The sequence below is a fragment of the Amycolatopsis sp. NPDC102522 genome, from assembly GCF_055584485.1.
Genome location: NZ_JBVJLY010000002.1, coordinates 789,765 through 809,853, shown reverse-complemented (window position 1 = coordinate 809,853; position 20,089 = coordinate 789,765). Strand labels below are relative to the sequence as shown.

Here is a 20,089-nt window from a genome sequence, read left to right as displayed (position 1 = left end):
CCGAGGCTACCCGTGAATTCCTCATCGGAACCGCATGAGAATCAGAGTGGCAATCGGGGAGAAGTTCATCGAAGGCGTCCCATTCGCAGCATGGGAGAAGAGGCCGGTGCCCGCGCGCTGCCACACTTTCCCGGTCCGCGAGAAAACCACGCTGGGGGTTGCGATGACCGAGATTCGGGTGTGCGGCGCCGTCATGGCGCACCCCCGGCGCCGGGAAGAGGCGGAAGCGCTTGCCCGGCTCGATCCCGCCGGCGCGACGAAAGTGGTGCTGGATCCCGAACCGGACGGTCCGCCGACGGCCGCGCGCACCACGAAACGGGCCTGGAGCGGTGTTCCCGCCGACGCCACGCATTTCCTCGTCCTGCAGGACGACGTCCAGCTCGCCGACGGCTTCTTCGAGCACGCGCGGAAAGCGGCGGAGCGGCTACCGGGCGACGCGATCACCTTCTATGCCAACTGGAACTCCCGCAACGGCGCGGCCGTGCGGATGGCCGCGGCCGCGGGTGCGGACTGGGCGACCGCTGTCAACGAATACGCGCCCTGTCTCGCGCTGATGCTGCCCGCCGAAATCGCTCGCGGTTACGCCGGATACGCGGTCCGCAACGGCGACGGCTGGCCGTGTGACGTGCTGATGTTCCGTTATCTCAAAGCGCTGGAAGTGCCGATCCGCATCGCCGTTCCGAACACCGTCGAGCATTCCGGACTGCCCAGTGTCGCCGGGAACGAAGCGCACGGTCTGCGGCGTTCCGCGTGTTTTTCCGACGTCGCTCCCGCGTCGGTGGGCGGTGCCCTCGCCGAGCATGAAGTGATCCCTTTCCACAAACACCTGACTTCCGAATGCGCGGTGCGCGGCGACGGGTACTGGGAGTATCTCGGAACGGAACGGCTCCTGCGGCGATCGGGGATTTCGCCGCAGGAGTGCCGGGCGGAATTCGAGCGGGCCTCGGATCGGTCCGAAGCCGCGTGGCAGACCTGGCTGACCGCGTACACCATGGGTCTGTCCACTGTGGAGCACAGCAGTGCGGCGCTGGACCAGGCGCTCGCGACCATCGGCCCCGGTGGTCTCTGTGATCAGCTCCTCGCTTCCGAAATCGAGGCGATCACGCCGTCGCATCACGATGTGGCAGTGCACGCCTTCGCCGCCGGACGCGACCGAGCTTCCCGCCCTCGCCGGCCGCGTCGCGGAAGTGGGATCCAGGTCGCGATCACCGGCCCCGGCGGCACCCTCACCGAACATCTCGCGAGCCTGCTGGCCGAACTCGGCCACGAGATCGTCGACAGCGCAAGGGCTTCCGACGAGACACGGCTGGTGCACCTCGGTGATCCGACGGATCCCGGCGACGTCTTCTGCGCGATCGTCGACACCGGGCCCCGTGAGCACGTCCTGCGGTTCGCGACGCCGATCGGCCCGCACACCCCGGCCGATTCCCTGGTGGCACAGTGGATCGAACTCGCCTGGACCCGCCGGGCGCTGCCTGTCGATCCTGACCGCGTCCACCAGTTCACCGACGTGCGTGACATGGCGAGCGCCATCGACGCGGTGCTGACCGGAGGCCCGGTCGCGCCGGTGTACGACATCGCGACGGCCACGCTCACCGGGAACGAACTGGCGAAGGTCGTCTGCGCGTCGGTCCGTTCGGTGCCGACTGAGTACGTCACCTCACCGACGGAGACACCCGTGATGAAACTCGGCCTGGCCGCGGCGGAACTCGGCTGGACGGCCACGATCCCGGCCGACGACGCCGTCCGCGCCTTCGGGAAATGGCTCGCCTACGACACGGACCGCGTCCGATGAGGATCCTCGTGGCGGGCCCCGTGCCCGAAGCCAGTGACTACGGCAACGGCGTCACCGCGCGCCGTTGGGCGCGTCTGCTCCGAGATCTCGGCCACGAGGTCCGCGTCGTGCAGGACTACGACGGCGGGCACCACGACCTGCTGATCGCCTTGCACGCCCGCAAAAGCGAAGCCGCGATCCGCGCCTTCACCGCGGAGTGCCCGAACGCACCCGTCGTGATCGCGCTGACCGGCACGGATCTTTACCCGGACCTCGTCACCGCGGGCGTCGACCTGACCCTGCTTGAACGCGCCGCGCGGATCGTCGTCCTGCAATCCCAAGGAGTTTTGCAGGTCCCGCCCGCCTTGCGGAGCCGCACCAGGGTGATCACCCAGTCGATGCCGCCGATCTCGGGCGAGGCGCCCGCCGGGGACCGGTTCGAGATCGCGTTCCTCGCGCATGCCCGGCCGGTCAAGGATCCGCTGCGGCTGAGCGAGGCGGTACGGCTGCTGCCGTCGTCGTCGCGGATCACCGTGACCCATGTCGGCGGCGTACGCGAGGACGACATCGGCGACAGACTGCGTGCGGAGAACCCGCGCTACACCTGGCTCGGTCCGCTGCCGCGGCCCGAAGCGCTCGCCGTCCTCGCCCGCAGCCGTCTGCTCGTGCTCACCTCACTGCACGAGGGCGGCGCGAACGTGGTCACCGAAGCGCTCGCCGCGGGGGTGCCGATCGTCTCCACCCGCATCCCGGGTTCGGTCGGGCTGCTCGGTGAGGACTACGCGGGCTATTTCCCCGTCGGTGAAACGGAAGCGCTCGCCGTCTTGCTCGACGACGTCGAAAACGACCGCGACGGGCTCTACACGCAGTTACGGCGGCAATGCGCCGCCCGCCGCGCTTCGGCCGATCCGGAGCGCGAAACCGAGGCATGGGAACGACTGCTCGCCGAAGCGGTCCCAGCGAACGCCGGATACGAGGGAGTGCGATGAAACTCAGGAAGAGCGTTCCGAAGGTCGGGGGCGGCGGGGTGCACCGGGAGTTCACCGCCGAACAGACCTACGCGCGGATCGAGCCGCACCTGCGGCGCGCCGGGGTGACCCGGGTCGCGGAGATCACTTGGCTCGACCGGGTCGGCATCCCGGTCTACAACGCCATCGCGCCACGCTCCAACGACATCATCTCGGTCTACAACGGCAAAGGCCTGACGAACACCGACGCCAGGACGTCCGCGGCGATGGAGGCCATCGAGCGGTTCTCGGCCGCGCTGCCGGTGCGGCCGCAGGTCATCGCGTCCTACGAGGAACTGGTCGCCGAAGGCCGCACCGTGCTGGACCCGCGCGAGAACAACGCGGAGCTTTCCGCGCACTACCGCGACGATCTGCCGATCTCGTGGGTCGAGGCGTACGACCTGATGAACGAGGAATCGATCCTCATCCCGCAGGCGTCCGCCGTCTATGGGCTGAAGTTCCACGAACCTCCTTGCTACAAGGTGCTTTCCACCAACGGCCTGGCGTCCGGAAACAGTCTCGAAGAGTCCATCTGCCATGCGCTCACCGAACTGATCGAGCGCGACTCGATGACCAACGCCGAACTCGTGAGCAGCCAGCTCGCGCAGGTGCTGGAGAAGGGCATCTTCGTCGAGCCGCAGCCCGAGCACGTCACGTCGTATCTCCGGGAACTGCATCCGCACGTGGACCTGGAGACACTGCCGCCACTGGCGAAGTCCCTTGTGGACAAGTTCCACGACGCCGGGCTGAAGATGCGGATCGTGCATATCACTTCGGATCTGGAGATCCCGAGCTTCCTCGCCGCCACCTCCGAGGACCTCGGCCCGACGACGTCGCAGGGCCACGGCGGGTTCGGCACGCATCCCGACGCGAGCGTCGCGCTCATCCGCGCCATCACCGAATGCGCGCAGGGCCGCGCCGTCGACATCCAGGCGATGCGCGAGGACATCCGGCTCCCGACCGAGAACGTGTCCAAGTACCAGAACCACGTCCAGCGGTCGGCGACGATCGACAAGGGCGCGTGGGCCTGGCAGCCGATGCGCAAACAGATCGCTTTCGACGAGATCCCGTCGTGGACCACCGACGACGTGATGACCGACATCAAGCTGATCCTCGACCGGATCCGCGCCGCGGGCATCGACCGCGCGCTCGTCGTCGACCTGTCGCCGCCGGGGATCCCGGTCAACGTCGTGCGGGTGATCGTGCCGCGGCTCGAATCGTGGGCCGTCGACCACTGCAAGATCGGCCCGCGCGGCGCGGCCGTCTGGAACAACACGCTGCTGGAACTCTCGGATCGCATCCGGGCCGCCGAACTTTCCAAGCCCGCTTAGGAGATCGTCATGCGCGCAGTGGTTTTCATCGGCCCGAGCATCGATCTGGAGTCGGCCTCGGCCGAACTCGACGTCGAGTTCCTGCCGCCGGTCAAACGAGGCGACCTCGCCGAACTGCTGGCCCGGCCGGAACCACCCGAGGCCATCGGCATCGTGGACGGCCGCTTCCTGCAGAGCCTGTGCATCTCGCCGAAGGAGGTCCTGGAGGCGATGGACCGCGGCGTCACGATGTTCGGTTCGTCGAGCATGGGCGCGCTGCGGGCGGCGGAATGCTCGCCGTTCGGCATGGTCGGCGTCGGCAAGATCTACGAGGAGTACTTCTCCGGGCGGATCGACGCCGACGACGAGGTCGCCGTCACCTACGACGAGGAGAACCTCTCGGCGCTGTCGGAGCCGATGGTGAACATGCGGTTCGCCATCGCCGCCGGCATCGAGCAAGGCGCCTTCGCTCCGGAGACGGGGGAGCGGTTCCTCGAAATCGCCAAGGAGCTGTACTTCCCGCAACGCGTCAACCGGACCGTGCTCATGCTGCTGCGCCGGGAGCTCCCGGCGGACGAGCACGCCAGGATCGCCGCGTTCTTCGCCGCCGGGGCCCCCGACACGAAACGCGAGGACGCCCTGCTGCTCCTCGCGGCGATGCGGGACCACCTGGAGCCTGCCGCCAAACCGCAGATCAAATCCGTCGAAGACCGAGGTGCGCTGTGAACGTCGACCCGTCGCTCGCCCCGCTGGCCGGGTTCAGCCCCGAGCAGCTCGAACGGTTCCTGGAGGCCGTGCGGACGTCGTCCGACGGTGTCCAGGGCACGCTGGAGTCCCTGACCATGACGATCATGACGTCCATCGAGTGACCCGAGGCGATCAGGAATCGAGAAGCGCCGCGAAGCGGTCTCACCTAGCGTAATCGGCATGGACATCGCCATTCACGGGAGCTTCCTCCCGCAGAACGACCCCGAAGCCGCTCTGGCGTTCTACCGCGACACCCTCGGCTTCGAGGTGCGCAACGACGTCGGTTACGAGGGGATGCGCTGGATCACCGTCGGCCCGCCGGGGCAGCCCGTTTCGATCGTGCTGCACCCGCCGGCCGTCGATCCCGGCATCACCGAGGACGAACGCCGTGTCATCGGCGAGATGATGGCCAAGGGCACCTATGCGAGCATCCTGTTCTCCTCCGACGACCTCGACGGCCTCTTCAAGCAGCTGCAGGAGGCGAACGCCGAGATCATCCAAGAGCCGACCGACCAGCCGTACGGCCTGCGTGACGGCGCCGTCCGCGACCCGGCCGGGAACCTGATCCGTATCCAGCAGCGCGTCTGACGTCACCGGGTGCGGGCGCGGACGTGGACCCGTTCGCCCCGTTTGCCGAAGAGGCTGAGCACCTCGACCCGCCCGCGGCCGGTGGCGCCGAACCAATGCGGCGTCCGGCAGTCGAACTCGGCCGCCTCACCGGGGCCGAGGACGACGTCCTGGTCGCCGAGCACGAGCCGGAGCCTGCCCCGCAGCACGTAAAGCCATTCGCGGCCGGTGTGCGTGCGCGGGCGGGGTTCGTCGTCGCCCGCCGGAATCGTCATTTTGTAGGCGCGCGGTCCGTCCTCGTGCCGGGTGAGCGGGATGAGAACCCGGCCGTCCTCGGGCGGTTCGAGCACTCTCGGTGACGAGACGATCTCGTCGACGCGCACGCCCAGCGCGGCGACGACCGGCAGCACCAGTTCGAGGCTCGGCTTGCGCTGCCCGGATTCGAGCCGGGACAGGGTGCTGGTGGAGATGCCGGTGGCGCGGCTGAGCTCCACCAGCGTCGTGCCCTTCTTCTCCCGGGCGCGGCGCAGCCTGGGCGCGATCAGCTCGATCGCCGCGGTGACGGTGGGTTGGCTCTCCATGTCGTCAGCACAGCAGCTCGTCCCGATACCGGCAAAGTTCTTTGCCGAAACAGCCAGAACCCGCCGACGCTGGCGCCATGATCGAAACCAAACGGCTCCCCGCCGGGGTCTATCTCCTAGCCTTCAGTCTGTTCGCGATGGGGAGCGCCGAGTTCCTGATGGCCGGGGTCCTGCCCTCGGCCGCCGACGGCCTCGGCGTCCCCCTGTCGTCCGCGGGCGCGCTCATCACCGCGTTCGCCCTCGGCGTCGTCCTGGGCGGCCCGCCCTTCGCCGTGCTCAGCCTGAAGTGGCCTCGACGAACGGCACTGATGGCCACGCAAGCCGTCTTCGCCGCCGCCATCGCGACAGGCCTGCTCGCCGGCGACTACTGGATCCTGATGGTCACCAGGTTCGTCGCCGGTCTCGCCTACGCCGGCTTCTTCGCCGTCGCCTCCGTGACCGCGATCAGCCTGGTGACCCCCGACCGCAACGCCCGCGCCTCCGGCGTCGTCGTCGCCGGGCTCAGCGTCGCCATGGTGGCCGGGGGACCGGCGGGCATGCTGCTCAGCGGTTTCACGGACTGGACCGGCGGCTTCTGGGGCGTCGTGGCGCTCACCGTCCTTGGCGTGTTCGCCTGCGCCGTCGGCCTGCCCGCCACCACGTCCGCCGCCCCGAGCCTCACGGGCGAGTTGCGCGCGATGCGTTCTTGGCGCCTGTGGGGCGTCTACGCGATCACGATCCTGAGCACCGCCGCGTACATGGTGTCCTTCAACTACCTGTCGGCGATGCTGGCGGACGTAATTCCTGCGGTCTGGATCCCCGCCGTCCTCGCGCTGTTCGGGATCGGCGCCTTCGCCGGTCTGTCCATCGGCGGCCGGATCTCCGATCGGCGCCCGCACCACGCGCTGCTCGGCGGCGCCCTCGGCATCGCGCTGTTCTCCGCGCTACTCGCCCTCTTCGCGGACACTGTGTGGGCCGTCGTGCCGCTGGTGTTCCTGCTGGGTGTCGCGGCCTTCGTGCTCAACCCGGCGCTCTACGGGCGGGTGTTCACCCTCGCCGCCTCCGCCCCGACCCTCGCCGGCGCGACCACGGTCTCGGCCTTCCAGCTGGGCATCAGCCTCACTCCGGCCTTCGCCGCCGGGGCGCTGAACCTGGGCGCTTCGCTGACCGCCATCCCGTGGATCGGCGCGGCCCTGGCGCTGATCGCGGTCCCGCTTGTGCTGATCGACCACAAACCATTGACGAGCGTCAATACGTCTGCAACATGAGAATCCAACTAGTCTGACTGTGCAGAAACTGGCTCGTTGAGCCGGATCTGGATTTCTTGAGGGTCATAGATCCCGAGCAGTGGTGGACTTGCCCCGATCTTACGTCCTGCCTCATGTAGAGCTTCGCGGACAAAGGGGTAGAGCGCGATCATGGCTGCTCGATTGAGGAATTCCTCCAGCGCCTCGCGATCGATGGTCACTTCCTCTGTGGCTGTATAGAAAACAGCAGCATCGACGGCGTACTCGGCATCTGGAGCATTGATCGTCAAGCGGCCACGAAGATTGACGCTCGTGTTGTCAACATGGATGAAAAACGTCCAGAACTGCGGATCGCTCTGTCCGGCCGCTGGCTCTTCGTCTGTGACCAAGTCCTGGGCGGAGCCGGTGTCGCCGCCGCTTACCGCTGCGGTGACACCGGCCGGAAACCCCGACCTGAGCTTGGCGCTGACCTCATAGAACTGCACATTGACAAGATCAAGCAGGTTGAGCAAGTCGCGGCCTGTGGTGACCGACTTCATCCCGACTATCCTGCCATTTCATATTCGGCGCGGGTCCAGACAACGTCGGGAGCGCGGACGGCCGAAGCGTGAACTCCACGCGCGGATTGAGCTGAGGCAGTGAACTGAACTCCGTTCTGCTCACTTATAGCCGAGTCAGGGCGTATCAGATTGATGCGTCGAGACGGTTGGCTGGACGTCCGAGTTCGTAACCACGCGTTGATCAGCTCAAGATCATCGCGATTCGGGTGCAGGACATCATCGTCGTACGCCTTGCCCGCTTCTCGAAGCCATTCGTTGACATCTGCCCACAGCCAGACGCCGCCGCCGACCAGGTTGAACGGTTCGGGAAATCGCAGTTCTTTCTGGCGAACACCGCGAGCCCACTGGCCGACGGCTTGCACCGTGGCGCCGACCCGCTCGGCGATGTCAGCTTTTGTGACCAGGTCTTCATAGGCACGGTGTATGACGACGCCGAACTGAGTCTCAAGTTGCGTGACGACGTCCGTGGCGGCCGCCAAGGCTGTGTCGCCTTCGCTGGTGACGGTCAGCAAACTCGTTCTGCCGTGCTCGCTGTACATGACGTCGATCGTGTTGGAAATCTCGAAGGCATGCTCCTCTTCGAGACGATCGATAGTGAAGATCAGCTCATACTGACCCATTGCACCCTCCTTGGTCAGCGCTACAACCAACGTACCACGCCTGTTTCGGTAGTGAAACAGGCTTAGCTCGAACGGCCCTTGGGTAATGGGCGGGGCGTGTTGGCATGTCGATCGGGGCACAAGTCGGCACGTCGACGTAGGCGACGAGCGGCATTGCCGACGTTCGGCGGGGTGTGCGGTACCGAGATCGAGTCGTACCCGCACGGGCACATCAGCACGAAGCCGTGGCCGCCGGGGCGGACGGTCCAGTCATGCTCCTCGACTAGCTCCTTTATGACCTCATTCAGTTCCGGTTTGTCGTGGTACCGGGTGCCCAACGACTGCCCTTCCCCCTCGGCTGGCCTGTGGCCAACGCCTCTTCGGCAAGCCTGAGTGACTACTCTTCGCGCACAACTTATCACCACTTGCGCGGATAAGTGACCCACTGTAGCGGCATATTGCATCATGCAGCAATCGAGTGGGGAGTGGCGCTACCGCATCGGAGTATGGACGACGTCGGACATGAGGCAGATTGGTCGACCGGCTCCGGTCCTGCGACCTAAGTCTTCCCCGGGGCTCGAAAATGATCACTCGTGCGACCTGGTGCTCATTTGCTAGCATGCGAGCATGGCTCAGGTCGAGAAACGGCAATTCAACGTCTATCTGCCGCCCGACCTCATCAAGCGGGTGAAGCACGCGTCCGTCGACGCCGACGAGTCGCTCTCGTCGTTCGTCGAACGGGTGCTGGAGGATTACCTGCGGACCAGTGAGGAACGCGAACGATGAAGGTCATGCCGATCCGCTACAGCTCCGATGTCGCGGCGATGACGCGGTTCTACGAGGCGCTCGGCCTGCGCGTCGGTTCGGTCTCGCGCCCCGGCGGCTGGGTCGAACTGCCCGCCGAGGGCGGGACGCTGGCCATCCACCAGTCGTCCGGCGAGGACGCGGGCCGCTGCGAGCTGGCCTTCGAGGTCGAAGAACCGCTGGAGAACGTCGCGGAACGCCTGCGGGCGGCCGGATTCGAACCGGGACCGCCGATGGACGAGGGCTTCGGACACTCGATGCGCGTCCAGGATCCCGACGGCGTCTGGGTGCAGCTCAACCTGTACGACCGAGACCTCTACACGTGACCGGAGTCCGGCTGGCGGTCGGCATCGTCACGCTCGAGTTCGCGGCCGCCGTGACCGGCTTCGTCGCCTCCACCCTGCTGCCCGTCGTCGCCGCAGATCTCGACGCGAGGAGCAGCCTCAGTCTCCTGATCGCGGGCTCGTCACTGGGCCTGTTCGTCGCGCTTCCCCTGGCGAGCCGGGTTCTCGCCCGCCTGGGCCCACGCGGCACTCTGGCCGCCGGGATGATCGCCTACCTCGGCGGGCTGTTCCTGGCCGCGATGGCGCGGACGGCGTGGATGTTCGCCCTCGGCCAGTTCGCCGCTGGGCTCGCGAGTGGTCTCCTGGCGGTTTTCGGGATCAGCTCGGCGATCCGGCACCTCGACGACAGGCTCCGGATCCGCGTCGTCGCCGTGTCCTCGGCGATGTGGATCGTTCCCGCGCTGGTCGGCCCAGTCGTGACCCTCGGCCTGGAACATCTCGTCGGCTGGCGGTGGACCCTGCTGCTGCCGGTGCCGTTCGTCCTTTTAGGACGGTTACTGGTCGTGCGCGCCGCCCGCGGCTCGGGTTCCCTTGAGGCACCGCGCCCGCTGCTGCGGACTTTGACGGTGCCGCTGGGAGCGGCGTGTGTCGTGTTCAGCAACGGTCTATGGCCCCTCGCGCTCGCCGGGGCGGCGATCACCGTCTTCGGCATGATCGCGATCCTGCCGGCCGGAACCGCGCGCCTCCGTCCGGGAACACCCGCCGCGCTCGGCGCGATGGTGCTGTTCGCGATCGGCTATTTCGGCGCGGACAGCCTGATCACCGTGCTCTTGACGACCGGGTACGAGGTGAGCCTCGGCCAAGCCGCGATCGTCCTGAGCGCCGCCCCGCTGGGTTGGGCGGTGACCAGCCTCGTCGCGGCTCGATTCACTTCGGCGCGCTTTCCCGTCGTGGGCTTGAGTCTTACCGCCCTCGGCACCGCCGCCGTCGCTTTCGGTGGCTCGTTCCCCTTGGCCCTCGCCGCCTGGACCATCGCCGGAATCGGCGTCGGACTCGCTTATCCGGGCCTGTACATCAGAGCCACCACCTCGAACGGTTTCACCGCCGCGGAACTGGCGACCGCCGTCATCACCGCGGAATGCGTCGGACAGCTGCTCGGCCGGGCCGTCGGTGGCGCTCTGAGCTCCTCCGGCACCGGCCTGCTCGCCTCGTATGCGCTTTTCGCGGCCGCCTTGGTGGCGGCCGCGATCGCCGCCCGGCCTAGCTGAACAGCCGGTCGCTCCCGTTCGCCATCCGATGGGTGGCGCCGTGTTTGCTCACCCAGTCACGGACGAGGGCGACGGATTTGGCACATTCCTTGCCGTCGTTGTACTCGGTCACCTGGTCCTTGGCCCAACCGACGATGATGCCGTCCACCTTGCCGACGTCGAGCAGCTTTTCAACGTACGGCCTGTCGGTGTGGTCAGTGGTCCAGGAGAATGTCGCGGCGAGCTTGTTCCTGTCACGCGAGATCGCGGCGTACTTCAGCTCCGTGCAGGTCGTCCGGCTCACTTCGGCGCAGGTCCCGAAGCCCTTCCGGATGTCCGAGTCGCCGTAGTCCAGAGCCCGCTTCCGCTCGGGAATTCCCTTGCCGTACTTGGCGTAGGTGTCCTTGACGGAGCCGAGCGACCCGGTCACGGTGATGCCTTCGAGCGGGCCGAGCGTCCCTTGCAGGCTCTGCCATCCACGTCCGCCCTTCTCCGCGGCGTGATAGCCGTAGAAGCCGTACATGACCTGGATTCCGGCCCTGACGAGACGCTGGGCTTTGTCGTGCAACCCGGCGACACTGCACACGCGGTTCTCTTTTTCCCCGCAATAATCAGGATCCTTGATGTCCAGCCAGATCAGGCTCAGCTTGTGATCCTTGCCGGACCGGTCGATGGCACGGTCGATCCAGCTGTCCAGACCGGGACCTTCCGGGCTGCCGCCCTTGTCCGGGCAATCGTGATGAACCCGCCACTGATCCGGCCTGGCCCAGCCGCACAGGTCCACCTCGATCCCGTTGGCCCCGTGCTTGATCGCCGCGTCGATCCCGTCCAGCGTGTCCACGCGGTGCGCGATCGCGTACACCGGCCGCTTCCCGGCCGCCGCCGCGGAAGCGGTGACACCGACGAACCCGACTCCCGCCAGCGCGACCACCAGTACTGCCGCCAGAATTCCCTGGCGACGTGACTTCTCCATCGCATAAGGCATGTCTCTGATCTCCCTCGACTCTTCGGTGAGCCCTCGCCCTCGGACAGACGCAGCGGTTCCGGCAGGGTTGTGGGAAATCGGGGGCCTTGCCCGAAAGCACAAAAAAGCTCGCACTCTTCGTGAGTGCGAGCCTTGTCTGTGGAGCTGAGGGGAATCGAACCCCTGACCTTCTCGATGCGAACGAGACGCGCTACCAACTGCGCTACAGCCCCTGGTGAAGCTTGGCCCCTTGTTTTGGAGCTCCATGAGCCTATCAGTGGCTCATGGAGCTCCAAAAATCGGGGGTCACTCTCCGGCGGCCCGGCGGAAGGGCCTGGTCCCGGGCTCGTCGAGCTCGTGGAAGGCCGGATCCTCGTCGTCGAGGTCGACGACGACGGCTTGGCGCCGGATGCGGGACATCGGGGACGGTTTGCGCTCCACGACTTCCGGGCGTTCGGCGGCGACTACCTCGATGTCCTCGTGGGATTCGGGGGAGTCGTCGTCGGCGTCGGCGGTCGACGGGCGGCGCGGGGCGCGGGTGTTGTTGAAACGGGCGAGGCGGCGCTGCCGGATCTCGTTCTCGATGCGGACCTGGCGGCGCAGGTACGCGAGGTAGCCGATGAGGACGGCGTCGACGACACCGTTGGCCCACCAGACCGTCGGGGTCAGGAAGCCGGCGACGGCGGCCGTGGTGACCACCAGTACCAGGAGCGAGATGACGATCCGCTGCCGGAACGCGTACTTGGCGCGCGCGGCGATGTCCGCGGCCTCGGGGTCGAAACCGCCCCGGCCGGGCCGGTAGCCTGCGCCTTGGCGTTCTCTTTCGGTGTGGGACCCGCGCGAGGGCTGGGGAAGCGGTTCGGCTTCCGGCTCCTCGTCTTCGAGGTCGGCGTCGAGTTCCGCCTCGAGTTCGGCCAGGTCGTCTTCTACCGACGGTTCCGTGTTCTCCGCCATGGCGAACTCCTCCGGTCCCTCTTGGCGTGTGCTCCCGCTCCGCACGACTCGCGCCGCCATGGCCGAGTCCGTCGTCCGTGCGACCTGCTGGCGCTTGCGGGCGACCATGGGCACGAGAACGACGAGCCATGCCGCTGCGAGCGCGACGATGATCACCGAACTGGGCATCTCCCGTCACCTCCCCCGATCCACTGCTGTAGTCACGCTAGCCACAACAGTCACACACGCCGCGCAGACTCGCCGGTTTCGATCACGGAAAATGCATCACCAAATTAGGTGAATCTCACAGGTTGTGGTAACGCGGTCACGGGAACGGGTCCGTGATGGGGTCAAACGCGCTCCGCGAGACCCTTCGCGACGAGCCGGGAGACCAGTCCGTCACCGGTCTCTTCCTTGGTGACGGCGTAGCAGAAATGGTCCCGCCAGCCGCCCGCGACATCGAGGTAGCGCTCGAAAAGGCCCTCTTGCCGGTAGCCCGCTTTGCCGAGAACCCGCAGGCTGGGGGTGTTTTCGGGGCGGACGGTCGCTTCGAGCCGGTGTAAGCCGCCGAAGTCGAAGACGTGGTCGGTGACGAGGGCGACGGCGCCGGTCGCGACGCCGCCGCGGACGATGTCCGACGACACCCAGTAGCCGATCCAGGCGGACCGGAGCGACGCCCGGATGACGTTACCCACAGTGATCTGTCCGGCGAAGCGTCCATCCACCGTGATGGTGAACGGGAGGCACTGCCCACGCCGGGCGAGGCCGCGCAGCGCGAGCCACTGCGACGGCCAGGACCAGAACGCGTTGCGGTCCGGCCAGGGCCCGATACCGGTCGGTTCCCACATCTCGAGGTGCTCGCGGTCCCGCAGCCGGACGCGGCTCCACTCGCCGGCGTCCCGCAGCCGGACCGGCCGGACGGCGAGGATCCCGGCGGGCACCCGGAGCGGCCCCAGTTTCGCGGGCCAGCCCGGATGCCTGCTCTCGATCGGATACGCGACGCCGGAAATCGGTGCGCCCATTACGCCCGCTGGGCCAGGAAGGTCACCTTGACCTGCTCGCCCGCGGCGACCTCGGTGAGGTCTTCGTCGATGTTGATCAGGCAGTTCGCCTCGGCCAGCGACGCGAGCAGATGCGCGCCGGAGGTGCCGAGCGGCTGCACCAGGTACTCGCCGTTGCCCTCGTCGCGCAGCAGTTGCCCGCGCAGGAAGCCTTTGCGTCCCTTGGTCGAGGTGATCGGGGAGAGCAGCCGCGCGCCGACGATCCGGCGGTGCGGGTTGCGGGTGCCGCGCGCGGCGCGGATCAGCGGGCGGACCAGGACCTCGAACACGACCAGCGCGCTCATCGGGTTGCCGGGGATCAGGAACGTCGGCACCGAATCGGGGCCGAGCCTGCCGAAGCCCTGCACCGAACCGGGGTGCATGGCGACGCGGGTCATGTCGATGTTGCCGAGGTCCGACAGCGCCGCGTGCACCTCGTCGCCCGAGCTTCCGCCGGCGCCGCCCGCGACGACGACGATCTCCGACATCAGCAGGCGGCCTTCGACGATCTCCCGTAGCCGTTTCGGATCGCCGGGGACGATGCCGACGCGGCTCACCTCCGCGCCCGCGTCCCGCGCGGCCGCGGACAGGGCATAGGAGTTGACGTCGTAGACCTGCCCGACCGACGGGGTGCGGTCGATGTCGACCAGTTCGTCGCCGACGGACACGATCGAAACGCGGGGCCGCGGGTACACCAGCACCTTCGCCCGGCCGACCGCGGCGAGCAGACCGACCTGGGCGGAGCCGATGGTGTCGCCCTTGCGTACGGCGACGTCGCCGATCTGCACGTCCTCGCCGGTCCGGCGCACGTAGCCCGCGGACGGCACCGACTTGTGCACGGTGACCTTGGCCTGGTGGCCGTCGGTGTAGGCGGTCGGGACGACGGCGTCGGCGAGCGTGGGCAGCGGCGCGCCGGTGTCGACCCGTACGGCCTGGCCCGGCTGCAGCCGCCGCGGCTGGCGTGAACCGGCGGCGATCTCGCCGACCACCGGCAACTGCACCGGCTCCTGGCCCGCGGTGCGGACGTCGACACTTCGTACCGCGTAGCCGTCGACGGCGGCCTGGTCGAAACCGGGCAGCGCGTGTTCGGCGACGACCTCTTCGGCGCACAGGAGGCCTTGGGCCTCGGAGATGGCGACCCGGACCGGGCGCGGGCGTACCGCGGCGTCCAGGGTCAGCGCGATCTGATCCTCGACGGAACGGAACTGTCCCGCGTCTTCGGTCTCTGCCGCTTCGGCGATGGGCTCCGTCATGACTGGGGGATCTCGATCCGTTCGTTCGACCAGGCACGCGATGAAGGCCCGTCGGTGAACTGAAGTTCACCACCGTTACCAGGAGTGATGCGGTCCGAAGCCGTGGAAATCGCCCGATCGGGCAAGCTCCTCGTGGTCCGTGCCGCCGGGGTGGTCGCTGCGCCTGTCATAGGCGTGAAGCCTAACCTGACCACGTGGTCAAGCCCGGCAATGAACACCTGAGCAAAGCGGAGTGGCGTTCCCGGATAACCGTCGAACGGCGTTCGCTGGTGTCGGAGACACGGGCTCGGGAGGCGGCGGCCCTGGCCGTCGCGGCCGCTCGGCTGCCGGGCGAGGTCGTATGCGCGTATGTCCCGTTCGGGACCGAACCGGGCGCCGTGTCGCTCCTTGATCAACTTGTCGACCAGGGAAAACGTGTGCTGCTGCCGATCGTCCCCGGCGAGCCGGGGCCGTTGGAGTGGGCGGCCTACGAAGGTCCGTCGAGCCTCGGACCGGGCCGGCTGCTGGGGCTGCTCGAACCGACCGGCCGCCGGCTCGGTCCCGACACGCTGGGGACGGCCGATCTGGTGCTGATCCCCGCGCTCGCCGTCGACGACGAAGGTGTCCGGCTCGGCAGGGGCGCCGGGTACTACGACCGGTCGCTTTCCTTCGCCGCGTCCGGCGCCGCGCTGATCGCCGTCGTCCGGGACGCCGAACTCGTGCGCGCCCTGCCCGCGGAACCGCACGACGTCCGGATGACCGGGGTGCTGACCCCGGACCAGGGGGCGGCCCCGCGGCCGGTAATACACTGACGCCCCGACGCAGTGGTTCAGAAAGGGCACAATGAGCTCTGACGCGCACCTGTCCGATCGTTTCGCCGGAACGCTGTCGAAAATGCGTTCCGCGGGGGCTCACGCCATGGAGCTGGCGGCCCTGCGAAGGCGTCTCGAGCAGCTGTCCGAACCCGGCGCCGGTGAATTGCCGGGAAACGAACTCGAACCTCTCGAAGACATCAGCAGGCTCGTGGATCTGCCCGAGCCGGACGCCGCCGAAGCGCGTCAGGCCTTGGACCGCACCGCAGTGCTCAAGCTCAACGGCGGCCTCGGCACGAGCATGGGGCTCACCGGGCCGAAATCGCTGCTGGAAATCAAACCGGGGAAGACGTTCCTCGACGTCATCGCGATGCAGGTGCTCTCCACCCGCGAGAAGTACAACGCGCGCCTTCCGCTGATCCTGATGAATTCGGCGGGCACCCGCGAACCTTCGCTGGAGTTGCTGAAGAAGTACCCCGCTCTCGCCGACGACGTCATCCCGGCAGACTTCCTGCAGGGGCGCGAACCGAAGATCACCGCCGACGGGCGGCCCGCGGAATGGCCCGCGAACCCGGAACTCGAATGGTGCCCGCCGGGGCACGGCGACGTCTACGTCGCGCTCGCGGTGAGCGGGATGCTCGAAACGCTGCTGGCGGAAGGTATCCGCTGGTGTTTCGTGTCCAACGCCGACAACCTCGGCGCGCTGCCGGACGCGCGGATCGCCGCGTGGCTCGGAGGCGAGAACATCCCGTTCGCGATGGAGACCGTGCTCGGCACCGCGGCCGACCGCAAGGGCGGGCACCTCGCGCGGCGCGCGGGCCGGATCGTCCTGCGTGAATCCGCGCAGGTGCCCGACGGCGACGACTCGTTCGGCGACGTCACCAAGTGGCGCTACTTCAACACCAACAACATCTGGTTCGACCTCGAACGGCTGAAAGCCCTTCAGGACGACGACCCGGCCGCGCCGCTGTTGCCGCTGATCGTGAACCGGAAGACCGTCGATCCGGCTGATTCGGCCAGCACGCCGGTGATCCAGCTCGAAACGGCGATGGGCGCGGCGATCGGTTCGGTCGAGGGCGCCCGGGCCATCGAGATCCCGCGGACCCGGTTCGCGCCGGTCAAGACCACCGACGACCTGCTCGTCGTCCGCTCCGACGCGTACGTGCTCGACGACGGCGGGGAGATGATCCCGGAGTTCACCACCACCCCGCCGGTCGTTTCGCTGAGCAAGGAGTTCTACAAGCTTCTCCCGGACTTCGACGAGCGCATCCCTTCCGCGCCTTCGCTCAAGGAGTGCACGAGCCTCGAAGTGGACGGCGACGTCACCTTCGGGAAGAACGTCGTCGTCCGGGGCGACGTGAAAATCACCGGGCCGAAGACCGTTCCGGACGGCGAGATCCTCTAGTCGCGCTGGGCGATGAACACGTACTCGCGTCCTGGACGGTCGGGGGCCTCCCGGACGTCCAGGACGCGGAAACCGTGCTTCGCCAACAAGGATTCCAGGTCTTCGCGTTCACGGAACCACAGTGTCGAGTCCGAGGTGACGACCTTCCCGTCGGGGAACCGGTAGCTGTACCGGAACGAGACGAAGGGAAGGTTCACCTCGGTGACCTCGCGCCATTGCTCGACCTCGCCGACGCCGGGCACGTCGATGACGTCGTGTGCGGTGTCGGCGGCCCAGTCCTCCCACACGCGGCGGCCGGGTCGCCGGATCTCGAACACCAGGTGACCGCCCGGCACCAGTGCGGTGCGGACACCTTCGAGTGTTCGGCTCCATTCGTCGTCGGTCAGGAAGACCTGGGCCACGTTGCCGGTCATCACCGCGAGATCGGCGCCTGCCTCGCCCACCGTTTTCGCGTCACCGTGGATCCAGGTGATCTTCCCTTCTGGGTCCTTGCTCTTCGCGATCTCCAATGACGCCTCGGCGGGATCGACCCCCACGACCTCGATCCCTCGTTTGGCCAGGAGAACCGCCAGGCAGCCGGTACCGCAGCCGACGTCGAGCACTCTCCTCGCACCGAGTTCGCCGATGAGGGCGAGGTAGTGGTCCAGATCGTCGCGAGCGCCGTCGAAGGCGTCGTAGATCGGTGCGAGCCGGGCGTGGGCGAAGAGCGCGTCAGGCATTCGGCGACGATAGTTCCGGTACACGGACGGGGGCCACGGATTTACGGCCGGACCGCCACGCGCGTTCTCCCAGCAATGCCAGGAACGCGGGCAGCAGCACCCCGCGGACCAGGGTGGCGTCGATCAGGATGGCGATCGCCATCCCGACGCCCATCATCTTGTACTCGATCGCGCTCAGCGTGATGAAGACGCTGAACACGCCGACCATGATCACCGCCGCACTACTGACCACCCCCGCGCTGGTGCCGGTGCCGCGAACGATCGCGGCGACGGCTCCCTCGTCCCGGCGTTCACGGATCCGGCTGAGGATGAAGATGTGGTAGTCCATGCTCAGGCCGAGCAACAGCACGAACATGAACATCGGCAGCCAGCCGACCACTCCGCCGTACGGGGTGAATCCCAGCAGGGAAGCGAAATGGCCGTCTTGGAAGATCCAGGTGAGCACGCCGTAGGCCGCGCCGATCGACAGCAGGTTGAGCAGGATCGACACGAGTGACACCGCCACGGACCGGAAAGCCAGCAGCAGCAACACGAACGCCGCCAGCAGGACGAAACCGAGTACCAGCGGCATCCGGTCGATGACGCGGTCGGCGAAGTCGCGGGCGTTCGCCGTCCGGCCCGACACCGCGAACTCGACGCCGCTCACCTCGCCGACCGTCGCGGGCAGGACCTCGGTGCGCAGTTTCGCCAGCGCGGCGTCGGCTTCCGCGTCCCGGCCCGCGCCGGACAGCGGGACCCGGACGACCACCGCCTTCTCTACGTTCGCGACCGCGATGGGTTTGTTCAGCACACCGGAGGTTTCCCCGACCCGCCGTTCGAGATCGGTGATCGCCGACCGCAGCGCCGGGCTGTCGACCGGGCCGCCGTTCTCGGCTGTCAGCACCACCGTCGCGGGGTAGACCACCCCGGGGAACGCTTCCTGGGTACGGACGGCGGAGTCGATCGTCGTCGTCGATCGCGGCAGGCTCTCCGCCGGTGTCGGATCCTGCAGGTGCATGCCGAGGGCGGGCAAGGTGAGCAGGATCAGCAGCGCGGCCGCGAGCCCGCCCCAGAGCGACGGCCGCCGGGTGACCGCGCGGGCGGTCGAGGACCAGAACCGCGAGTTCTCCGCGGTGGTGCGCCGCTTGCCCAGCCAGGGAATCCGGCCGCGATCGACCTTGTCACCCAGCAGGGACAGCAGCGCGGGCAGCACGGTGACAGCGCCGAGCACGGCCAGGCCGACCACGAACGCCGTGCTGATCGCGAGGCCGGTGAAGTTGTCGAGTCCGGTGAACACCAGGCCGCTCACGCACAGGACGACCGTGACCCCGGAGACGACCACGACGTGCCCCGACGTCCGCGCCGCGATGCGGATCGCGTCGTCGATCGAGTGGCCTCGCGCGCGTTCTTCCCGTTGCCGCCTGAGGAAGAACAGCGAATAGTCGACGCCCACCGCCATCCCGATGAGCAGCGTGATCACCGTCGTCGCGCTGTTGATCGGGGTGAAGTCGTCGACGACCGAGAGGAAGCCGAACGTCGCCGCGACGGTCGTTCCGGCCAGTAGCAACGGCACCGACGCAGCGACCAGCGCCCCGAAGACGATCAGCAGGATCACCAGAGTCATCGGCAGGGAAAGGAGTTCCGACCGCTTGACGTCCTCGCGGATGCTCTTGTCGACCACGGTCGACAGGCTGAGATCCCCGGACAGGCCCAGCCGGACGGACGGATGCCGCGCGGCGACCGCGTCGACCTGCGCGGCCGCGGTTTCGAAGTTCGGGCGGATGTCCTTCTCCCCGCCCGCGATCGAGAAGCCGACGAGACCGGAGGCGCCGTCGGCCGAGATCCGCTCGGCACCGCCGGGGGCGAGCGGTGAACGGAGGTCGGTGACGGAACCGGATCGGGTGAGCGTGGTGGCCAGGTCTTCGGTCGCCCGCCGGAGTTCTTCGTTCGCGGCGAACGGTGGTGAGCCGGGGTCCTTCGCCTCGACGAGGACGTTCTCGCGTAAAGGGTCGAAGGTGTTCTGGGCGTTCAAGGCTGTCTGTGCGCGACCGGATTCGCCGGGATCGGTGCTCCGGCGGCTTTCGCCGTCCAGCAGAGCACCCGAGAGCAGGGCGAGGACCACGAGGGCGACCCAGCCGGCGAGGGTGAGCGCGCGGTGCCGCACGGACCACGCGGCGATCTTTTCGGGCAGCATGAACTACAGTCCTTTGTGTGAAGGAGTGAGATGCCTCGGGCGAGGTTTTTGCTTCTTCTTTCCTGGGCCGTCGAGTTGCCGCTCGGCGGTCCAGGGTCTTTTCAC

At 67.7% G+C, this 20,089-nt stretch carries 21 protein-coding genes and 1 tRNA gene; 12 read left to right on the top strand and 10 right to left on the bottom strand.

Translation table 11 applies throughout. The features are described from left to right. Window positions 1-163: 163 nt before the first annotated feature. Genes ACZ6YV_RS09715 through ACZ6YV_RS09690 form a run of 6 tightly spaced genes read left to right on the top strand, consistent with a single transcriptional unit; the run spans window position 164 to window position 5,426 of the window. Window positions 164-1,795, top strand: coding sequence for an NAD-dependent epimerase/dehydratase family protein (locus ACZ6YV_RS09715; RefSeq protein ID WP_465509204.1), 1,632 nt, complete (start codon window positions 164-166; stop codon window positions 1,793-1,795). Next, window positions 1,792-2,763 carry a selenoneine biosynthesis selenosugar synthase SenB gene (gene senB / locus ACZ6YV_RS09710; protein WP_465509203.1) on the top strand — a complete coding sequence of 324 codons (972 nt, stop codon included), beginning with the start codon at window positions 1,792-1,794 and terminating at the stop codon, window positions 2,761-2,763. Before ACZ6YV_RS09715 ends, senB begins: the two co-directional genes overlap by 4 nt. Then, on the top strand, window positions 2,760-4,112 hold the full coding sequence (locus ACZ6YV_RS09705; protein ID WP_465509202.1) for a YcaO-like family protein: 1,353 nt from the start codon (window positions 2,760-2,762) through the stop codon (window positions 4,110-4,112). Before senB ends, ACZ6YV_RS09705 begins: the two co-directional genes overlap by 4 nt. A gap of 9 nt (window positions 4,113-4,121) precedes the next feature. Beyond that, window positions 4,122-4,817, top strand: coding sequence for a TfuA-like protein (locus tag ACZ6YV_RS09700; RefSeq protein WP_465509201.1), 696 nt, complete (start codon window positions 4,122-4,124; stop codon window positions 4,815-4,817). Continuing rightward, entirely contained in the window at window positions 4,814-4,960 is a 147-nt protein-coding gene (locus ACZ6YV_RS09695) for a hypothetical protein (RefSeq protein ID WP_191255514.1), read from the top strand. The genes ACZ6YV_RS09700 and ACZ6YV_RS09695 overlap by 4 nt, the downstream gene beginning before the upstream one ends. A 58-nt stretch (window positions 4,961-5,018) precedes the next feature. Next, window positions 5,019-5,426, top strand: a complete 408-nt coding sequence (locus ACZ6YV_RS09690) for a VOC family protein (RefSeq protein ID WP_465509200.1) — start codon at window positions 5,019-5,021, stop codon at window positions 5,424-5,426. A gap of 2 nt (window positions 5,427-5,428) precedes the next feature. Here the strand turns inward: ACZ6YV_RS09690 and ACZ6YV_RS09685 are convergent, their stop codons facing one another. After that, window positions 5,429-5,986, bottom strand: a complete 558-nt coding sequence (locus ACZ6YV_RS09685; RefSeq protein WP_465509199.1) for a helix-turn-helix domain-containing protein — start codon at window positions 5,984-5,986, stop codon at window positions 5,429-5,431. Window positions 5,987-6,063: 77 nt separating this feature from the next. On the opposite strand from ACZ6YV_RS09685, the gene ACZ6YV_RS09680 reads away from it, so the two are divergent. Next, window positions 6,064-7,233, top strand: coding sequence for an MFS transporter (locus tag ACZ6YV_RS09680; RefSeq protein ID WP_465509198.1), 1,170 nt, complete (start codon window positions 6,064-6,066; stop codon window positions 7,231-7,233). An 8-nt stretch (window positions 7,234-7,241) separates the two neighbouring features. Here ACZ6YV_RS09680 and ACZ6YV_RS09675 read toward each other — a convergent pair whose 3' ends face one another. Together ACZ6YV_RS09675 and ACZ6YV_RS09670 are read right to left on the bottom strand one after the other, a co-directional pair. Continuing rightward, window positions 7,242-7,751, bottom strand: a complete 510-nt coding sequence (locus tag ACZ6YV_RS09675) for a hypothetical protein (RefSeq protein ID WP_465509197.1) — start codon at window positions 7,749-7,751, stop codon at window positions 7,242-7,244. Between the two features lie 5 nt (window positions 7,752-7,756). Then, window positions 7,757-8,392, bottom strand: a complete 636-nt coding sequence (locus ACZ6YV_RS09670; RefSeq protein ID WP_465509196.1) for a hypothetical protein — start codon at window positions 8,390-8,392, stop codon at window positions 7,757-7,759. A 606-nt stretch (window positions 8,393-8,998) separates the two neighbouring features. Between ACZ6YV_RS09670 and ACZ6YV_RS09665 the strand changes: the two genes are divergently transcribed. Genes ACZ6YV_RS09665 through ACZ6YV_RS09655 form a run of 3 tightly spaced genes read left to right on the top strand, consistent with a single transcriptional unit; the run spans window position 8,999 to window position 10,727 of the window. Beyond that, window positions 8,999-9,157, top strand: coding sequence for a hypothetical protein (locus ACZ6YV_RS09665; protein WP_005163639.1), 159 nt, complete (start codon window positions 8,999-9,001; stop codon window positions 9,155-9,157). Then, window positions 9,154-9,501 carry a VOC family protein gene (locus ACZ6YV_RS09660; RefSeq protein ID WP_465509195.1) on the top strand — a complete coding sequence of 116 codons (348 nt, stop codon included), beginning with the start codon at window positions 9,154-9,156 and terminating at the stop codon, window positions 9,499-9,501. Before ACZ6YV_RS09665 ends, ACZ6YV_RS09660 begins: the two co-directional genes overlap by 4 nt. After that, window positions 9,498-10,727, top strand: coding sequence for an MFS transporter (locus ACZ6YV_RS09655; RefSeq protein WP_465509194.1), 1,230 nt, complete (start codon window positions 9,498-9,500; stop codon window positions 10,725-10,727). The genes ACZ6YV_RS09660 and ACZ6YV_RS09655 overlap by 4 nt, the downstream gene beginning before the upstream one ends. On the opposite strand, the gene ACZ6YV_RS09650 is transcribed toward ACZ6YV_RS09655, so the two are convergent. The 5 genes from ACZ6YV_RS09650 to glp all read right to left on the bottom strand — a co-directional run bounded on the left by ACZ6YV_RS09650 (window position 10,720) and on the right by glp (window position 14,896). After that, window positions 10,720-11,691, bottom strand: coding sequence for a PI-PLC domain-containing protein (locus tag ACZ6YV_RS09650; RefSeq protein WP_465509193.1), 972 nt, complete (start codon window positions 11,689-11,691; stop codon window positions 10,720-10,722). The two genes, ACZ6YV_RS09655 and ACZ6YV_RS09650, sit on opposite strands and share 8 nt — an antisense overlap. 139 nt (window positions 11,692-11,830) lie before the next feature. Then, a tRNA-Ala gene (locus ACZ6YV_RS09645) sits at window positions 11,831-11,903 on the bottom strand. 73 nt (window positions 11,904-11,976) lie between these two features. Next, complete coding sequence (gene sepX, locus ACZ6YV_RS09640) at window positions 11,977-12,792, bottom strand: divisome protein SepX/GlpR (protein ID WP_465509192.1); 816 nt, start codon at window positions 12,790-12,792, stop codon at window positions 11,977-11,979. Window positions 12,793-12,953: 161 nt separating this feature from the next. Then, window positions 12,954-13,625 (bottom strand): GNAT family N-acetyltransferase, encoded by a 672-nt coding sequence (locus ACZ6YV_RS09635; protein ID WP_465509191.1) that lies wholly within the window; start codon window positions 13,623-13,625, stop codon window positions 12,954-12,956. Then, entirely contained in the window at window positions 13,625-14,896 is a 1,272-nt protein-coding gene (glp, locus tag ACZ6YV_RS09630; protein ID WP_465509190.1) for a molybdotransferase-like divisome protein Glp, read from the bottom strand. The genes ACZ6YV_RS09635 and glp overlap by 1 nt, the downstream gene beginning before the upstream one ends. Before the next feature lie 218 nt (window positions 14,897-15,114). On the opposite strand from glp, the gene ACZ6YV_RS09625 reads away from it, so the two are divergent. Both ACZ6YV_RS09625 and ACZ6YV_RS09620 read left to right on the top strand, forming a co-directional pair. Beyond that, window positions 15,115-15,687 (top strand): 5-formyltetrahydrofolate cyclo-ligase, encoded by a 573-nt coding sequence (locus ACZ6YV_RS09625; RefSeq protein ID WP_465509306.1) that lies wholly within the window; start codon window positions 15,115-15,117, stop codon window positions 15,685-15,687. A gap of 82 nt (window positions 15,688-15,769) precedes the next feature. Continuing rightward, complete coding sequence (locus tag ACZ6YV_RS09620) at window positions 15,770-17,092, top strand: UTP--glucose-1-phosphate uridylyltransferase (protein ID WP_465509189.1); 1,323 nt, start codon at window positions 15,770-15,772, stop codon at window positions 17,090-17,092. Here ACZ6YV_RS09620 and ACZ6YV_RS09615 read toward each other — a convergent pair. Both ACZ6YV_RS09615 and ACZ6YV_RS09610 read right to left on the bottom strand, forming a co-directional pair. Further along, window positions 17,089-17,811: a class I SAM-dependent methyltransferase gene (locus tag ACZ6YV_RS09615; RefSeq protein WP_465509188.1), complete on the bottom strand. Its 723-nt coding sequence runs from the start codon at window positions 17,809-17,811 to the stop codon at window positions 17,089-17,091. The two genes, ACZ6YV_RS09620 and ACZ6YV_RS09615, sit on opposite strands and share 4 nt — an antisense overlap. Further along, window positions 17,804-19,984, bottom strand: coding sequence for an MMPL family transporter (locus tag ACZ6YV_RS09610; RefSeq protein WP_465509187.1), 2,181 nt, complete (start codon window positions 19,982-19,984; stop codon window positions 17,804-17,806). Before ACZ6YV_RS09610 ends, ACZ6YV_RS09615 begins: the two co-directional genes overlap by 8 nt. Between the last annotated feature and the right edge of the window lie 105 nt (window positions 19,985-20,089).

What these genes read in the sequence shown, in the direction of transcription:
- ACZ6YV_RS09715 (WP_465509204.1), top strand. Translation starts at nt 164, where the DNA reads ATGACCGAGATTCGGGTGTGCGGCGCCGTCATGGCGCACCCCCGGCGC.
- senB (WP_465509203.1), top strand. Translation starts at nt 1,792, where the DNA reads ATGAGGATCCTCGTGGCGGGCCCCGTGCCCGAAGCCAGTGACTACGGC.
- ACZ6YV_RS09705 (WP_465509202.1), top strand. Translation starts at nt 2,760, where the DNA reads ATGAAACTCAGGAAGAGCGTTCCGAAGGTCGGGGGCGGCGGGGTGCAC.
- ACZ6YV_RS09700 (WP_465509201.1), top strand. Translation starts at nt 4,122, where the DNA reads ATGCGCGCAGTGGTTTTCATCGGCCCGAGCATCGATCTGGAGTCGGCC.
- ACZ6YV_RS09690 (WP_465509200.1), top strand. Translation starts at nt 5,019, where the DNA reads ATGGACATCGCCATTCACGGGAGCTTCCTCCCGCAGAACGACCCCGAA.
- ACZ6YV_RS09685 (WP_465509199.1), bottom strand. Translation starts at nt 5,986, where the DNA reads ATGGAGAGCCAACCCACCGTCACCGCGGCGATCGAGCTGATCGCGCCC.
- ACZ6YV_RS09680 (WP_465509198.1), top strand. Translation starts at nt 6,064, where the DNA reads ATGATCGAAACCAAACGGCTCCCCGCCGGGGTCTATCTCCTAGCCTTC.
- ACZ6YV_RS09675 (WP_465509197.1), bottom strand. Translation starts at nt 7,751, where the DNA reads ATGAAGTCGGTCACCACAGGCCGCGACTTGCTCAACCTGCTTGATCTT.
- ACZ6YV_RS09670 (WP_465509196.1), bottom strand. Translation starts at nt 8,392, where the DNA reads ATGGGTCAGTATGAGCTGATCTTCACTATCGATCGTCTCGAAGAGGAG.
- ACZ6YV_RS09665 (WP_005163639.1), top strand. Translation starts at nt 8,999, where the DNA reads ATGGCTCAGGTCGAGAAACGGCAATTCAACGTCTATCTGCCGCCCGAC.
- ACZ6YV_RS09660 (WP_465509195.1), top strand. Translation starts at nt 9,154, where the DNA reads ATGAAGGTCATGCCGATCCGCTACAGCTCCGATGTCGCGGCGATGACG.
- ACZ6YV_RS09650 (WP_465509193.1), bottom strand. Translation starts at nt 11,691, where the DNA reads ATGCCTTATGCGATGGAGAAGTCACGTCGCCAGGGAATTCTGGCGGCA.
- sepX (WP_465509192.1), bottom strand. Translation starts at nt 12,792, where the DNA reads ATGCCCAGTTCGGTGATCATCGTCGCGCTCGCAGCGGCATGGCTCGTC.
- ACZ6YV_RS09635 (WP_465509191.1), bottom strand. Translation starts at nt 13,625, where the DNA reads ATGGGCGCACCGATTTCCGGCGTCGCGTATCCGATCGAGAGCAGGCAT.
- glp (WP_465509190.1), bottom strand. Translation starts at nt 14,896, where the DNA reads ATGACGGAGCCCATCGCCGAAGCGGCAGAGACCGAAGACGCGGGACAG.
- ACZ6YV_RS09620 (WP_465509189.1), top strand. Translation starts at nt 15,770, where the DNA reads ATGCGTTCCGCGGGGGCTCACGCCATGGAGCTGGCGGCCCTGCGAAGG.
- ACZ6YV_RS09615 (WP_465509188.1), bottom strand. Translation starts at nt 17,811, where the DNA reads ATGCCTGACGCGCTCTTCGCCCACGCCCGGCTCGCACCGATCTACGAC.
- ACZ6YV_RS09610 (WP_465509187.1), bottom strand. Translation starts at nt 19,984, where the DNA reads ATGCTGCCCGAAAAGATCGCCGCGTGGTCCGTGCGGCACCGCGCGCTC.